This window comes from Saccharothrix saharensis, assembly GCF_006716745.1.
In the GTDB taxonomy this organism is placed as follows: Bacteria; Actinomycetota; Actinomycetes; order Mycobacteriales; family Pseudonocardiaceae; genus Actinosynnema; species Actinosynnema saharense.
The window spans coordinates 7,674,180-7,688,444 of sequence record NZ_VFPP01000001.1 but is presented as its reverse complement, the minus strand read 5'-3'; the positions used below and the strand labels follow the sequence as shown (position 1 = coordinate 7,688,444).

Annotated in this window: 15 protein-coding genes; 3 read left to right on the top strand and 12 right to left on the bottom strand. The window is 72.5% G+C overall.

Going from position 1 to position 14,265, the window contains the following annotated elements; genetic code table 11:
* Nucleotides 1-14: 14 nt before the first annotated feature.
* From FHX81_RS35045 to FHX81_RS35015, 7 genes are all read right to left on the bottom strand, one after another.
* The gene (locus FHX81_RS35045; protein ID WP_141982778.1) at nucleotides 15-818 is read right to left on the bottom strand and encodes an enoyl-CoA hydratase/isomerase family protein; all 804 of its coding nucleotides are present in this window, start codon (nucleotides 816-818) and stop codon (nucleotides 15-17) included.
* A gap of 10 nt (nucleotides 819-828) precedes the next feature.
* On the bottom strand, nucleotides 829-2,043 hold the full coding sequence (locus tag FHX81_RS35040) for a ferredoxin reductase domain-containing protein (protein ID WP_141982777.1): 1,215 nt from the start codon (nucleotides 2,041-2,043) through the stop codon (nucleotides 829-831).
* Nucleotides 2,040-3,542: an amino acid adenylation domain-containing protein gene (locus FHX81_RS35035; protein WP_141982776.1), complete on the bottom strand. Its 1,503-nt coding sequence runs from the start codon at nucleotides 3,540-3,542 to the stop codon at nucleotides 2,040-2,042. The genes FHX81_RS35040 and FHX81_RS35035 overlap by 4 nt, the downstream gene beginning before the upstream one ends.
* 263 nt (nucleotides 3,543-3,805) lie before the next feature.
* Nucleotides 3,806-4,372 carry an HIT family protein gene (locus FHX81_RS35030; RefSeq protein ID WP_141982775.1) on the bottom strand — a complete coding sequence of 189 codons (567 nt, stop codon included), beginning with the start codon at nucleotides 4,370-4,372 and terminating at the stop codon, nucleotides 3,806-3,808.
* Nucleotides 4,369-6,432, bottom strand: coding sequence for a threonine--tRNA ligase (gene thrS, locus FHX81_RS35025; RefSeq protein ID WP_246108125.1), 2,064 nt, complete (start codon nucleotides 6,430-6,432; stop codon nucleotides 4,369-4,371). The genes FHX81_RS35030 and thrS overlap by 4 nt, the downstream gene beginning before the upstream one ends.
* A 121-nt stretch (nucleotides 6,433-6,553) precedes the next feature.
* A complete protein-coding gene (locus tag FHX81_RS42725; protein ID WP_141982774.1) occupies nucleotides 6,554-7,267 on the bottom strand; it encodes a Clp protease N-terminal domain-containing protein in 714 nt (237 codons plus the stop codon).
* Nucleotides 7,268-7,270: 3 nt separating this feature from the next.
* Nucleotides 7,271-7,483 (bottom strand): helix-turn-helix domain-containing protein, encoded by a 213-nt coding sequence (locus FHX81_RS35015; protein WP_141982773.1) that lies wholly within the window; start codon nucleotides 7,481-7,483, stop codon nucleotides 7,271-7,273.
* Between the two features lie 143 nt (nucleotides 7,484-7,626).
* Here FHX81_RS35015 and FHX81_RS35010 point away from each other — a divergent pair, with 143 nt between their 5' ends.
* Nucleotides 7,627-7,965 carry a hypothetical protein gene (locus FHX81_RS35010; protein ID WP_141982772.1) on the top strand — a complete coding sequence of 113 codons (339 nt, stop codon included), beginning with the start codon at nucleotides 7,627-7,629 and terminating at the stop codon, nucleotides 7,963-7,965.
* Between the two features lie 2 nt (nucleotides 7,966-7,967).
* Here FHX81_RS35010 and FHX81_RS35005 read toward each other — a convergent pair whose 3' ends face one another.
* From FHX81_RS35005 to FHX81_RS34985, 5 genes are read right to left on the bottom strand one after another with little or no spacing between them, the layout of a single operon-like run.
* Nucleotides 7,968-8,666 carry a FadR/GntR family transcriptional regulator gene (locus tag FHX81_RS35005; RefSeq protein ID WP_170232286.1) on the bottom strand — a complete coding sequence of 233 codons (699 nt, stop codon included), beginning with the start codon at nucleotides 8,664-8,666 and terminating at the stop codon, nucleotides 7,968-7,970.
* Nucleotides 8,666-9,433, bottom strand: a complete 768-nt coding sequence (locus FHX81_RS35000) for a 3-oxoacyl-ACP reductase (RefSeq protein WP_141982770.1) — start codon at nucleotides 9,431-9,433, stop codon at nucleotides 8,666-8,668. The genes FHX81_RS35005 and FHX81_RS35000 overlap by 1 nt, the downstream gene beginning before the upstream one ends.
* Nucleotides 9,434-9,444: 11 nt before the next feature.
* Nucleotides 9,445-10,803 (bottom strand): aldehyde dehydrogenase family protein, encoded by a 1,359-nt coding sequence (locus FHX81_RS34995; RefSeq protein ID WP_141982769.1) that lies wholly within the window; start codon nucleotides 10,801-10,803, stop codon nucleotides 9,445-9,447.
* On the bottom strand, nucleotides 10,800-11,510 hold the full coding sequence (locus FHX81_RS34990) for a gamma-glutamyl-gamma-aminobutyrate hydrolase family protein (RefSeq protein ID WP_141982768.1): 711 nt from the start codon (nucleotides 11,508-11,510) through the stop codon (nucleotides 10,800-10,802). Before FHX81_RS34990 ends, FHX81_RS34995 begins: the two co-directional genes overlap by 4 nt.
* Entirely contained in the window at nucleotides 11,491-12,831 is a 1,341-nt protein-coding gene (locus tag FHX81_RS34985; protein ID WP_141982767.1) for a glutamine synthetase family protein, read from the bottom strand. Before FHX81_RS34985 ends, FHX81_RS34990 begins: the two co-directional genes overlap by 20 nt.
* Before the next feature lie 171 nt (nucleotides 12,832-13,002).
* On the opposite strand from FHX81_RS34985, the gene FHX81_RS34980 reads away from it, so the two are divergent.
* Together FHX81_RS34980 and FHX81_RS34975 are read left to right on the top strand one after the other, a co-directional pair.
* Nucleotides 13,003-13,893, top strand: coding sequence for a hypothetical protein (locus FHX81_RS34980; protein ID WP_141982766.1), 891 nt, complete (start codon nucleotides 13,003-13,005; stop codon nucleotides 13,891-13,893).
* Nucleotides 13,854-14,225, top strand: coding sequence for a hypothetical protein (locus tag FHX81_RS34975; protein WP_170232285.1), 372 nt, complete (start codon nucleotides 13,854-13,856; stop codon nucleotides 14,223-14,225). Before FHX81_RS34980 ends, FHX81_RS34975 begins: the two co-directional genes overlap by 40 nt.
* Nucleotides 14,226-14,265: the final 40 nt, after the last annotated feature.

Here is a 14,265-nt window from a genome sequence, read left to right as displayed (position 1 = left end):
GCGCACCTCCTCGGCTAGTCCTGGAGCAGCGGTTCCCCCGCGCGGAACGCGGGCCGTCGCTTGGCGAGGAACGCCGCCGTGCCCTCGCGCATGTCCTCGGTGCCGAACGCCGCGCGGAACGCGTCGAGCTCGAACGCCAGCCCGGCGGCGACGGCCGTGCCCCGGGCGGCGTTCACCGCGGCCTTGGCCAGCGACACCGCCGTGGCCGAGTTGCCCGCGATCCGGCCGAGCACCGCGCGTGCGGCGGCCAGCATCTCATCGCGGTCGTCGAACACGGCCGTGACGAGACCGAGCCGCAACGCCTCGGGCGCGTCGACGTGCCTGCCGGTGTAGATCAGCTCCCGCGCGACCGCGGGACCGACCAGGCGCTGGAGCCGCACGCACCCGCCGAAGCCCGGGATCAGGCCCAGCACCACCTCCGGCTGGCCGAACACCGAACGGCGGGTCGCGTAGGCGAAGTCGCACGCCAGCACCACCTCGCAGCCACCGCCGAGCGCGTAGCCGTCCACGCACGCCACGACCGGGCACGGCACCTCCTCCAGCAGCAGGGTGACGCGTTGGCCCAGCGCGCCGAACCGCTCGCCCTCGTCCGGCGTCATCACGGCCATCTCGCGGATGTCCGCGCCCGCCACGAACGCCGGGCCGGGCGCTCCGGTGAGGACGATCCCGCGCGGCGCCGGACCGGCGAGGACACCGGACAGGTAGTGGTCGAGCTCGGCCAGCACGCGGCCGGACAACGCGTTGCGCGCGGCCGGCCGGGACACGGTGACCGTCGTGACGCCGTCCCGTTCGTCGATGAGCAAGGTCGAGTAGTCCACGCCGGTCTCCTCACGAGTCCCAGATGGCGCCGAACGCGGGCACGCCCCGCGCTTCCAGCTCCTCCACGACGTGCCAGGTCGTCTTCTTGTTCGAGATGCAGATCACCGCTTCGGCGTCGAACTCCCGGTGGGCGCGCAGCGCCAGCTCCACCAGGTCGGGCTTGCCGTCGCGGACGGTGTCCCAGACCAGGGCGTCCGGCTGGACGGCCTCGATCTCGTCCACCAGGTCGTCGCCGTAGGTCTCGCGCGGCGTGCGGGTGGACCACACCAGGCGCGCAGGCGTCTCCCCCGACAGCAGGTGGGGCAGGCACGGGCCGATGCCGCTGCCGGTCGCCACCCACACCACCCTGGTGAACAGCCGGTCGATGTTGCCCACCCCGGCCGTGGGCACGCCCTTGACCCACAGGTGGGTCGGCAGGTCGTCGATCAGCGAGCCGGTCCAGTCGCCCGCGCGGGAGATCGTGAGCCGGAACCCGCTGCGGCCGGGCGTCGGCACGTTGGCGAACGAGTGCCACTCCAGCAGCGGGCGTCGGCTCACCGCGGTCGACGACCCGGCGAACGGCGTCACGCCGTAGTCGAACGACACCAGCGCGACGTGCCGCGACGGGCGGGTGATCAGCACCGGCACGCGGCGCAACCGCGTCCACGGCAGCACCACGCTCCCCACCACCAGCAGGAGCGCCCAGAACGCGGTGGAGCCGACGAAACCGGGTTGCCGCGCCGAGTCCGCGGCGAACAGGGCGAGCACGGTCCAGCCCGCGAAGCGGTGCACGCGCTCGAACACGTCGTGCCGCCGTGCGCGCAGGTTCGGCAGGGCGAACACGACCATCGCGACCATCAGGGCGAGGACCGCCCACGTGAGCGGGTCGTCGCGGACCACCGCCAGCACCGCGAACCAGGCGGTGGCGGACACGGCGGCGCCGACGTGCAGCCCGCCGAAGTGGTAGACCTTGCCCAGCGTCCAGCGCACCCGCAGCGGCCACGACGTCGGCGCGCCGGTCGCGAGCCGGAACAGCAGGTTGATCACGTGCTGCTGGCGGACCAGCACGGCCAGGGCCACGTTGAGCACGACCAGGTCCGCGAGCGCTCGCGCGTCGTCCACGCCGAACGCCGCGACCGCGTTGGCCCCGACGACCGCGGCGGCGAGCCGGTTGTGGTGGGTGAACGGGCGCCTGCGCAGCCTGAGCCGCCACGCCGACGGCGCGTCGGTTCGCGTGGTGGTCATGCGACGGTCACCAGTGACGTCAGCGCGGCCCGGTCCACCTTGCCGCGTTCGGTCAGCGGGAGGTCGTCCACCGCGACGACCTGTGACGGCACGCAGTAGTAGGGCAGGGCGCGTGCCACGGCGTCCGTGGCCGCACGGACGTCCACGGTGGCGGGGCTGACGAAGCCGACGAGCCGGCCGTCGTGCAGGACGGTCGTCGCGCGGGCGCAGCCGTCGGTCGTCTCCAGCGCGGAGGTGACCGCGTCCAGCTCGACGCGGAAACCGCGCACCTTCACCTGGTCGTCGGTGCGGCCGTGGTGCTCCAGCTCGCCGTCGGGCGTCCAGCGGCCCAGGTCGCGGGTGCGGAACATCAGGTGGTCGCCGCCCAGGAACGGGTCGGGGCGGTAGCGCTGGGCGGTCAGCACGTCGTTGCCGAGGTAGCCCGCCGTGACGCAGGCGCCGCCCGCCCACATCTCGCCGACCTCGCCGATCGGGCACGGCCGCAGGTCCTGGTCGAGCACGTAGACCGTCGTGTTCGGGATCGGGCGGCCGATGGTCAGCCGGCCCGTCGCCGGGTCGTAGCGCTGGACGGTGTTGACGATGGTGACCTCCGTGGGGCCGCAGGCGTTGTGGAACGCGGCGCGCGCGGACCAGGCGTCGGCCAGGGGTTGGGGGCAGCGCTCGCCGGCGACGGCGACCACGCGGACGTCGGGGCACGCGGCCGGGTCCACTGTGGACAGCACACCGGGCGTGGCGATGAGGACGGTGGCGGTCCTCGCGGTCGCCGCGATGTCGCGGCCGCGGAGGACCGCCGTGGCGCCGTGGGCGAGTGCGCCGAACAGTTCCCACACCGCCATGTCGAAGGCGATGTTGAGCAGGTGCGCGACCCGGTCGCCCGGTCGGACGCCCAGGTCGCCGGGCGCGGTGAGCAGGACGTTGCACAGGTTGGCGTGGGTGACGCGGACGCCGTTGGGCACGCCGGTCGTGCCGGAGGTGAAGATGACGACGGCCGTGTCGCCCGGTGCCGCGGTGGGTGGGCCGACGCGGCGGTCCGGGAGCGCGTCGAGGGCGAGGACGTTCGGTGCGGACAGCTCGGGGGCGTGCTCGGTGGTGGTGAGGACGACGGTGATGCCGGCGGTGCGGATCACGTGGGCGAGGTGGGGTGCCGGGGTGATCCGGACGTCCTGCGGCACGTAGGCCGCGCCGACCTTCAGCACGGCCAGGATGCCGACGACCATGTGGATCGAGCGGGATAAGAAGACGCCGACGTGATCGCCCGGGCGCACGCCCGCGTCGAGGAGTTCGGCGGCGGCGACGTTCGCGCGGTGGTCGAGTTCGCCGTAGGTCAGGCAGTCGCCCTCGTGCTCGACCGCCCGCGCGTGCGGCGACCGTGCCGCGTGGGCTTCGAAGGCGTGGTGGATGCGGTGGAACGGCGGGGTGGCGCTCGGACCCCGGCCGAACCGCAGGAACAGCGGGCGGTCACTCGGGGGCAGGTCTTGCACCGCGGTGGGCTCGGTCATGGCCGTCACAGGGTGTGCACCTCTCGTCAGCCGGGCGTTATCACCCGGTCTGAACGAGACAGCCCCACCCGCCGTTCAACCCGACCCCAAAAAACCTGCGCGCGTCGAACGCCGAGGTCCCGCGTGTCGAACGCTCAGGCCCATCGTGTCGAACGCTCAGGACCCCTGAATTCCACGCTCAGGTACCCCGCACCCGAACCCGAGCGTCGAATTCGGGGGTCGCGAGCGTTCGACACGCGGGACCTGAGCGTTCGACTCGCGTATCAATTGGTGGTGGACCAGGCGTCGGCCAGCAGTTGCCTGGTTTCGCCCAGCAGTTGTGGCAGGACCTTGGTGTGGCCGATCACCGGCATGAAGTTGGCGTCACCGCCCCAACGCGGCACGACGTGCTGGTGCAGGTGGGCCGCGATGCCCGCGCCCGCCACCACGCCCTGGTTCATGCCGATGTTGAACCCGTGCGGCCCGGCGGCGGACCGGATCACCCGCATCGCCTTCTGGGTGAACGCGGCGAACTCCGCCGTCTCCGCCCCGCTCAGGTCCGTGTAGTCGGGCACGTGCCGGTACGGCAACACCATCAGGTGCCCTGGGTTGTACGGGTACAGGTTCAGCACCGCGAACACCAGCTCGCCCCGCGCCAGGATCAGCCCCTCGGCGTCGTCCAGCCCGATCACCCGGCAGAACGGGCACCCCTCCGGCTCGTCGCCGACGGCCTTGCCCTCCCCGCGCACGTACGAGAGGCGGTGCGGGGTCCACAGGCGCTGCAACGCGTCGTCGACCCCGACCCCGTCCTGCTCCTCGTACCCGCCCCGCTCCTCGTACGACCCGGTCACTGGACGAGTTCCGCCGTCGGCGAGGCGTTCTCCCGCCGGGCCACCCAGTCCACGACCGTCTGCACGGCCCGCTCGACCGGCACGCCGTTGATCTGCGTGCCGTCGCGGAACCGGAACGACACCGCGCCCTGCTCCACGTCCTTGCCGCCCGCGAGCAGCATGAACGGCACCTTCTGCGTGGTGTGGTTGCGGATCTTCTTCTGCATCCGGTCGTCGGAGGCGTCCACCTCGACCCGGATGCCCTTCGCCTTGAGCTGCCCGGCCACCGCGAGCAGGTGGTCGACGTGCTCGTCCGCGATCGGGATGCCCACCACCTGCACCGGCGCCAGCCACGCCGGGAACGCGCCCGCGTAGTGCTCGGTCAGCACGCCGAAGAACCGCTCCACCGAGCCGAACAACGCGCGGTGGATCATGACCGGGCGCTGCCGGTTGCCGTCCGGGCCGGTGTACTCCAGCTCGAACCGCTCGGGCAGGTTGAAGTCGACCTGGATGGTGGACATCTGCCAGGTGCGGCCCAGCGCGTCCCTGGCCTGCACGGAGATCTTCGGCCCGTAGAACGCCGCGCCGCCCGGGTCCGGCACCAGTTCCAGGCCGGAGTCCTCGGCCGCGACGCGCAGCGCCTCGGTGGCCTTCTCCCAGACCTCGTCCGAGCCGACGGACTTCTCCGGGTTGCGGGTGGACAGCTCCAGGTAGAAGTCGTCCAGGCCGTAGTCGCGCAGCAGCCCGAGCACGAAGGACAGCAGCGACTTCAGCTCGTCCTGCACCTGGTCGGGGGTGCAGAAGATGTGCGCGTCGTCCTGCGTCATGCCCCGCACGCGGGTCAGGCCGTGGATCACGCCGGACTTCTCGTACCGGTACACGCCGCCGAACTCGAACATGCGCAGCGGCAGCTCGCGGTAGGACCGACCGCGCGACTTGAAGATCAGGTCGTGGAACGGGCAGTTCATCGGCTTGAGGTAGTAGTCCTGGCCGGGCTTGCGGACCGTGCCGTCCTCGTTGAGCTCGGCGTCGAGGTGCATCGCCGGGTACATGCCGTCGCGGTACCAGTCGAGGTGCCCGGAGGTCTCGAACAGGTTGCCCTTGGTGATGTGCGGCGAGTAGACGAACTCGTAGCCCTCTTCGGTGTGCCGGGCGCGCGAGTAGTCCTCCATGGCCTTGCGGATGACGCCACCCTTGGGGTGGAACACCGCCAGGCCCGAGCCGATCTCGTCCGGGAAGCTGAACAGGTCCAGCTCGACGCCGAGCTTGCGGTGGTCGCGGCGCTCGGCCTCGGCCAGCAGCTCCAGGTGGGCGTCCAGCGCCTCCTGCGACTCCCACGCCGTGCCGTAGATGCGCTGCAGCTGCGGGTTCTTCTCGTTGCCGCGCCAGTACGCGGCGGCCACGCGGGTCAGCTTGAACGCCGGGATGTGCTTGGTCGTCGGCACGTGCGGGCCGCGGCACAGGTCGCCCCACACCCGCTCACCGGAGCGCGGGTCGAGGTTGTCGTAGATCGTCAGCTCGCCGCCGCCGACCTCCATGATCTCTGAGGAGTCGACGACGGCGTCGGACGATTCGGCTTTGATGTCCACCAGTTCGAGCTTGAACGGCTCGGAGGCGAGTTCGGACTTGGCCGCGTCGACCGACTCGACCACGCGGCGGTCGAACCGCTGCGCGCCCTTGACGATCGCCTTCATCCGCTTCTCCAGCGCGGCGAGGTCGTCGAGCGTGAACGGCTTGTCGACCTGGAAGTCGTAGTAGAAGCCGTCCTTGACCGGCGGGCCGATGCCCAGCTTGGCCTCGGGGAACTGCTGCTGCACGGCCTGGGCCAGCACGTGCGCGGCGGAGTGCCGGATGACGCTGCGGCCGTCGTCGGTGTCGGCGGCGACCGCCTCCACCTCGACGTCGACCCGCGGCGTCCACGACAGGTCGCGCAGGTGGCCCTCGGGGTCGCGCACGACCACGACGGCGTCCGGACCCTTGCCCGGGAGCCCCGCTTCACGCACCGCCGTCCCCGCGGTAGTCCCCGCCGGCACCACCACGCGCGGTGGGGCGAGAGCGGCTGCGGGACGTGGCTGGGACACGGTGACTCCTCGGTGTGGGTAGGTCCGTCGACCCTGATGTTATCGGTGCTCACCGAGTCCTTTTCCGGCGCACCGGGTCGGCCGCCCCGGTGTCCCGCGGATCACCCGGTCGGGCGGGCGCTCAGCCGCGGATGAGGGCGGGCAGCGCGTCGGCCGAGGTCACGGCGCGTCCGGTGGTGCGCTGGTAGCGGCGGACGAGGTCGCGGTGGCGGACCCGGTGGCCGAGCCGGCGTTCGGCGGTGAGCAGCGGGTGGCGGCGCGGGGGCGGGAAGGTCGCGGCCAGGTCGGCGAGCAGGGTGGCGCGGTCGACGCGGGCGGTCTCGAGCACCCAGGCGACACCGGGGTCCAGGGCGGTGAGGGCGAGGGCGAGGTGCTCGGGGCGGTGCTCGCGCTCGCGGCGGGCCAGGGCGAGGCCCAGCGAGGCCGAGTAGGACGCCTGGGCGTCCAGGCCGAGCGGCGGGGTGAGGCGGGCGCAGCGCCGCCGTGCCGCCGCCGCGCCGAACGGGAGCAGCGGCTCACGGCCGGGTGGGCGGTCCAGCGCGGGCCCGCCGCGGCCGAGCAGGCGGTCCAGGTCGACGCCGAGCGGGGCGAGCAGCGCGCGGTCGGCGGCTCCACCGGCACCGAGGGGCGCGGCGAGGTGCGCGGCGTCCCGGACGGCGGCGGGCGTGGCGCCGTGGCGGACGAGGACGTCGGCGACGGTGCCACCGGCTGACGCGCCGTCTGAGAGCGCGGCGAGCAGGTGTTCGCTGCCCGTGCGCGGGTGGCCGAGGTCCCGTGCCAGTCGCAGCGCGCGGTCCATGGTGCGGTTCAGGTCGGGGTGGTCGCCTCGGAACACCGGTCAGTCCTCTCGGCCGTGCTTGCGGTGGACGGTCTGCTTGGTGACGCCCAGGCGGGTGGCGATGTCGCGCCACGACCAGCCGGCCCGACGGGCGGCGGCGACGTGCTCGGCTTCCAGTTGCTCCACGAGGCGGCGCAGGCGGGCCACGGCGCGCAGGCCGGCGTCGGGGTCCTCGCCGTGCGCGGCCGGGTCGAGATCGGCGATCGCAGCCATGTCGTCAACATATGCTGACGCATGGGCGCCGTCAACACTTGCTGACGATCTCGTTCACAGCCGGCGGACAGCCGACGATCAGGTTCCCCTCAGGTCGATCACGCACCATGGCGCTCACCAGCACCGAAGAGCAGGAGTCCGCCATGTCGGAACCCGACCGACCACCACCCGCCGACCCCCAGCCGACCGCCGCGGCGAGCGAGCAGGCCGCACCGGCGCAGGACCACCACCCGACCGCGCCCGGCAGGGGTGCGGTCGTCGGCCGGGTCGTCCGGCACCGGGCCACCCAGTTGGTCGCCGTCGGCCTGCTCGGGCTCGTCCTCGGCGGCGGGATCGTGGCGCTGGCCGACCGGGACCACCACCCCCGCTACGGCGTCGGGGCCGACCGGCCCGGTCACTCGCGGTTCGACGAGCGCGGTGAGCGGGGGGACCGGGGCGACCGCGGCCCGGACCGCCCGTCGGGACGCGACTCCGAGCACTGAGGTCAGGACAGGAAGCCGCGCAGCAGCAGGGCCGTGCCGTCCAGGTGCTCGGCCATCGCCCGCCGCGCGGCCTCCGGCTCGCCCGCCACGATGTGCGTCACGATCCGCTCGTGCTGCTCGTTGGAGTGCGCCAGGTTCGGCGGCAGCAGCGGTATCCGGTCCAGCAGGGCGTTGACCCTGGTCCGGGCGTCGGCGACGGCCGCGGTGAGCGACGGCGAGCCGGTCGCCTCGGCGATCGCCAGGTGCAGCCGCGAGTCCTTGCGCCGGTAGGAGTCGACCGACGCGTCACGGCACTCGGCCAGGCGCGCGAGGAGGTTGCGCCGCTCCACCGGGCTCAGCGCCCGACCCGCCGCGCACTCCGCCGCACCCGTCTCCACCGCCGCCCGCAGCGTCACGGCGTCCGCCAGCTCGGCGGGGTCGGCCCGGCGGTCCGGCGCGGGCGCGGGCAGCGGCGAGTTCACGAACGTCCCGCCGTAACGACCGCGCCGGGACTCGACGTACCCCGCGTCCTGCAGTGACCGGATCGCCTCCCGCAGCGTCACACGACTGACACCCAGCCGGGTGGCGAGGTCACGTTCCGCGGGCAACCGCTCCCCCGGCCCGACCACGCCGAGCCGGATCGCCTGCATGAGCCGCTCCACGGTCTCCTCGAACGCGTTGCCCGCCCGCACGGGGCGGAACAACGCGTCCTGCACCGGCATCACAGCGGTGTCACGTAGGCACCGGCGATACCGCCGTCCACCAGGAAGTTCGACGCGGTGATGAACGACGAGTCGTCACTGGCCAAGAACGCCACCGCCGCCGCGATCTCCTCCGGCTCGGCGAACCGGCCCAGCGGCACGTGCACCAGCCGCCGCGCGGCCCGCTCCGGGTCCTTCGCGAACAGCTCGCGCAACAGCGGCGTGTTCACCGGTCCGGGTGAGAGCGCGTTCACTCGAACGCCCTGCCGGGCGAACTGCACGCCCAGTTCACGGCTCATCGCCAGCACCCCGCCCTTGGACGCCGTGTACGAGATCTGGGACGTCGCCGCTCCCATCGTGGCCACGAACGACGCGGTGTTGATCACCGATCCGCGCCCCCGCTCCAGCATGTGCGGGATCGCGTACTTGCAGCACAGGTAGACCGACGTCAGGTTGACCTTCTGCACCCGGTCCCACGCCTCGATCCCCGTGGTCAGGATCGAATCGTCGTCGGGCGGCGAGATGCCGGCGTTGTTGAACGCGACGTCCACCGACCCGTAGGTGTCCGCGGTGGTCCGGTACAGCGCCGCCACCTGCTCCTCGTCGGTCACGTCGACCTGGACGAACAGCCCGCCCACCTCGTCGGCCGCGGCCTTGCCGGACTCCGCGTCGACGTCCGCGACGACGACCTTCGCCCCCTCGGACGCGAGCCGCCGCACCGACGCCAGCCCGATGCCGCTGCCGCCGCCGGTCACCACGGCCACCCGGCCCTCGAGTCGCACAACCATGTCTCTCCCAATCAGTGAGCGATGAAGACGTTCTTGGTCTCGGTGAACGAGTCGAGGGCGTCCGGTCCCAGCTCGCGCCCCAGCCCGGACTGCTTGAACCCGCCGAACGGCGTCCAGTACCGCACCGACGAGTGCGAGTTGACCGACAGGTTCCCCGCCTCGACGGCACGCGACACGCGCAGCGCCCGCCCCACGTCCCGCGTCCAGATCGACCCGGACAGGCCGTAGGCGCTGTCGTTGGCCAGCCGCACGGCGTCCTCCTCCTCGGCGAACGGCAGCACGGCCACGACCGGCCCGAAGACCTCCTCCACGGCAACGCGGTCACCGGGCGCGACGGGCGCGAGCACCGTCGGCGGGAACCAGAACCCCGCGCCGGACGGGGCCGACCCGCGGAACGCCACGGGCGCGTCGGACGGCACGTAGGACGCGACCTTCTCCCGGTGCGCGGCCGAGATCAGCGGCCCCATCTCGGTGGCCTCGTCGCCCGGCGCGCCGACCACGACGCCCTTGACCGCGGGCTCCAGCAACTCCATGAACCGGTCGTAGACCGACGCCTGCACCAGGATGCGCGACCGCGCGCAGCAGTCCTGCCCCGCGTTGTCGAACACCCCGTACGGCGCGGTGGCCGCCGCGCGCTCCAGGTCGGCGTCGGCGAAGACGATGTTGGCCGACTTGCCGCCCAGCTCCAGCGTCACCCGCTTCACCTGCTCCGCGCAGCCGGCCATGATTTGCTTGCCGACCCGGGTGGACCCGGTGAACACGACCTTGCGCACGGCGGGGTGCGTGACGAACCGCCGACCCACCACCGGTCCGGCACCGGGCAGCACCTGGAACACGTCCGGCGGGATCCCGGCCTCCAGCGCGAGTTCGGCCAACCGCAGCGCCGTCAGCGGCGTCAGCTCGGCGGGCTTGAGCACCACCGTGTTGCCCGCCGCCAACGCGGGCGCGAAGCCCCACGCGGCGATCGGCATCGGGAAGTTCCACGGCACGATCACACCGACCACGCCCACCGGCTCGTGGAACGTCACGTCGAGCCCGCCCGGCACCGGGATCTGCCTGCCGAACAGCCGCTCCGGCGCGGCCGAGTAGTAGTGCAGCACGTCGCGGACGTTCCCGGCCTCCCACCGCGCGTTGCCGATGGTGTGCCCGGCGTTGAGCACCTCCAGCGCGGCCAGCTCCTCCACCGCGCCGTCGACCGCCTCGGCGAACCGGCGCAGCAGCCTGGCCCGGTCACCGGGGGCGACCGCGCGCCACGCGGGCAGCGCCGCCGACGCGCGGGCGATCGCCGCGTCGGCCTCCTCCAGCGTCGCCAGCGGCACCGAGCGGACCACGTCCTCGGTGGCCGGGTTGATGACGTCGAACGTGGTCACTTCACACTCCTGTCGCGGGTGGCGGCCACAAGCGCGGCGAACAAGCGGTCGTCCTCGGTGTCGGCCTCGGGGTGCGACTGCACGCCGAGCACGAACCGCGCGCCCGGCAGCTCCACGGCCTCCACGGTGCCGTCCGGCGCGCCCGCCACGACCCGCAGGCCGTCGCCGAGGCCGTCCAACGCCTGGTGGTGATGGCAGAACACGGTGGTGGCGAGGCCGACGACCGAGGCGAGCACCGAGCCGGGCGCGACCGTGATCCCGGTGTGCTCGAACACCGCGGGCGCCGGGTTGTGGCCCTCGACGTGCTGGACCAGCGTGCCGCCCAGCGCCACGTTGAGCACCTGCATGCCCCGGCACACGGCCAGCAGCGGCAGGTCCAGCTTCAGCGCGGCGCGGGCCAGGCTCAGCTCGACCGCGTCGCGCTCGGGCCGCGCCGGTCCCGTGCGCGGGTCGCGCGGCCGCCCGTACAGCGCGGGGTCGACGTCCGCGCCGCCCGCCAGCACCAGGCCGTCGAGGAACGCGACGCTGTCCGCGTCCCAGTCGCCGACCGGCGGCAGCAGCACCGGGTTGCCGCCCGCGCGCACCACCGAGTCGAGGTAGTCGCGGTGCAGCACGGCCGCTTCCACGTCCCAGACGCCGAACCGCGCGCGTTCCAGGTAGGTGCTGACGCCGATCAGCGGCCGCGCCCTAGAGCCGTTCGAAACCACGGATGCGCTCCCAGTCCGTCACCGCCGAGTCGAACGCGGCCAGCTCCACCCGGGCCGCGTTGAGGTAGTGCTCGACCACGTCCTGCCCGAACGCCTCGCGCGCGACTTCGCTGCGGGACAGCAGGGACGCGGCGTCGCGCAGCGTCGTGGGCACGGTCGGCTTGCCGGAGGCGTAGGCGTTGCCGACGAACTCCTCCTCCAGCGGCAGCTCGTTGTCCACGCCGTGCAGGCCGGCCGCGATCAGCGCGGCGACCGCCAGGTACGGGTTCACGTCCGCGCCGGGCACCCGGTTCTCGAACCGCAGCGACTGGCCGTGCCCGACCACGCGCACCGCGCACGTCCGGTTGTCCCTGCCCCACGCCACCGCGGTCGGCGCGAAGCTGCCCTGCGCGAACCGCTTGTACGAGTTGATGTTCGGCGCCAGGAAGCAGGTGAGCTCGCGCAGCGCCGCCAACTGACCCGCCATGAAGTGGTCCATGAGCCGCGACCGGCCCCGGCCCTCGGCGAACACCGGCTCGCCGCCCGCCGAGCGCAGGCTCAGGTGGATGTGGCAGGAGCTGCCCTCGCGCTCGTTGTACTTCGCCATGAACGTGATCGACTTGCCGTGCTGCGCCGCGATCTCCTTGGCGCCGGTCTTGTAGATGCTGTGGTTGTCGCAGGTCGCCAGCGCCTCGGTGTAGCGGAACGCGATCTCGTGCTGGCCGGGGTTGCACTCGCCCTTGGCCGACTCGACCACCATGCCCGCGCCCGCCATGTGGTTGCGGATGGCGCGCAGCAGCGGCTCGATCCGCGCCGTGCCCAGCAGCGAGTAGTCGACGTTGTACTGGTTGGCGGGCGTGAGGCCGCGGTACCCGCGGTTCCAGGCGTCCTCGTAGGTGTCGTCGAAGACGATGAACTCCAGCTCGGTGCCGACGAACGCGCTCAGGCCCCGTTCGGCGAGCCGGTCGAGCTGGCGCTTGAGGATCTGGCGCGGCGAGGCCACCACCGGCCCGCCGTCCTCCCAGACCAGGTCGCACATGACCAGCGCGGTGCCCTCGTGCCAGGGGACGCGGCGCAGCGTGGACAGGTCCGGCTTCATCACGAAGTCGCCGTAGCCGCTGTCCCACGACGACATGGCGTAGCCGCCGACGGTGTTCATCTCCACGTCCACGGCCAGCAGGTAGTTGCAGCCCTCGGCGGCGTGCGGCAGGACCTCGTCCACGAAGTAGCGCGCGGCGCAGCGCTTGCCCTGGAGACGGCCCTGCATGTCGACCACGGCGACCAACACCGTGTCGACCTCCCCGGCGTCCACGAGCACGCGCAACTCCTCCACGGCGAGCATCCGCAGTACCTCCAAAGGTATGACAGCGAGCCATTGGACGTTTCATCCTGACACCTTCGAGTGAAGGCCGCCACACCCGATTCGGGACCCGACCCAACCCGGGTAGCGGTCTCGCGCGAGGCCCCGACTCGCTACGGTCCACAGCACGGCGGCTCACCGGAGGAGGGTCGGGTGGACACGCGCGCGTGGCAGTCGATGCAGGCGAAGCTGGCGCCGAACCCCGCCGCGGCCCTGGGGCGCTCGTACGTGTGGGGCGGGACGTTGGCCACTCTCGTCGCCACGGTGTTCGTGCTGACCGCCTTGGCACTCCTCCTCGGGCTCACCGAGCCGCCGATCACCGCGGAGTCTCTGACCAGGCAGAACACCTGGATGATCATCCTCGAGGTGGTGTGCCTGCGCGCGACGTGGAACGTCGTCAGCCACGGCAACAACTTCTTCCTGGTCAACCGGCGGTTGGGGTGGGTCAGCGTTGCGTCGGGCGCGATCGCGTTCGCGTTGGTCTTCCTGGCCCTGGTGCGGGAGCTCCGCACGCTGCCGCACTCCGGCGGCGTCCTGGAAGGCGAGTTCACCTGGCGATCCGCGGTGCAGGTCGGCGTGCTGTGGTGCGGCCTGCTCCTGCTCCGGAAGGGCAACTCCCTGTTCGCCGCGTCCAAACGGCTGATGACCGGGACCGTGCGGAAGCCGCGCGACCTCACCGGCGTGGACTACGGCCTCTACCTGAGGACGTTCGACGAGGACCGCCGACTCTCCGGCGTGCAGCGGTTCTCGCCGATCAAGCGTGCGCTGCGGAGCCTCTTCGTCGTGGAGATGTCGGAGGAGGAGTTGCTGATCGACGCGTTGTCGCCGACAGACGCGACCATGGTGACGGTCGGCAGACCCGGCGAGGTGATGCCGCACATCGGCGCGTGGCGGGTCTACCTCCCGCTCGAGGAGTGGCAGGCTCCGGTGCGGGAGTTCATCCGCGGCACGTGGTGCTCGTGCTCGGCTGGGGCCCGGGCACGCTGTGGGAGCTGGCGGAAGCGATGCGCGTACTGCCGCCGGAACGGCTCATCCTCGTCGTGACGATGGACCGCGAGGCGTACGAGCGGTTCCGCATCGCAGCGGCCGGGACGGTGGGCGCCCACGCGTCGCGGAACCCGCGGGACAACGGTGAGGAGTGGACGCCGCCCCCGCTGCCCGCTTACGCGGGGGACGGCGGGATCCGTTCGGCCGTGCGCGCGCTGATCTTCTTCTCGCCGGACTGGCGGGGTCACTTCGTGCCGGTGCGCCGGTACTCCCCGATCCACAACTCGCTCCGCATCGCGGTCACCAGGGCCGTGCACCCGGCGTTCGTCCGGTTGGGCTACTCGCCGAGAGGCCCGCTCCGCCTCATCCCTGTTGACACCATCAGGTGATCCACGCCACTCTCCGTGCAAAGGAGCGCGTCTGACCCAT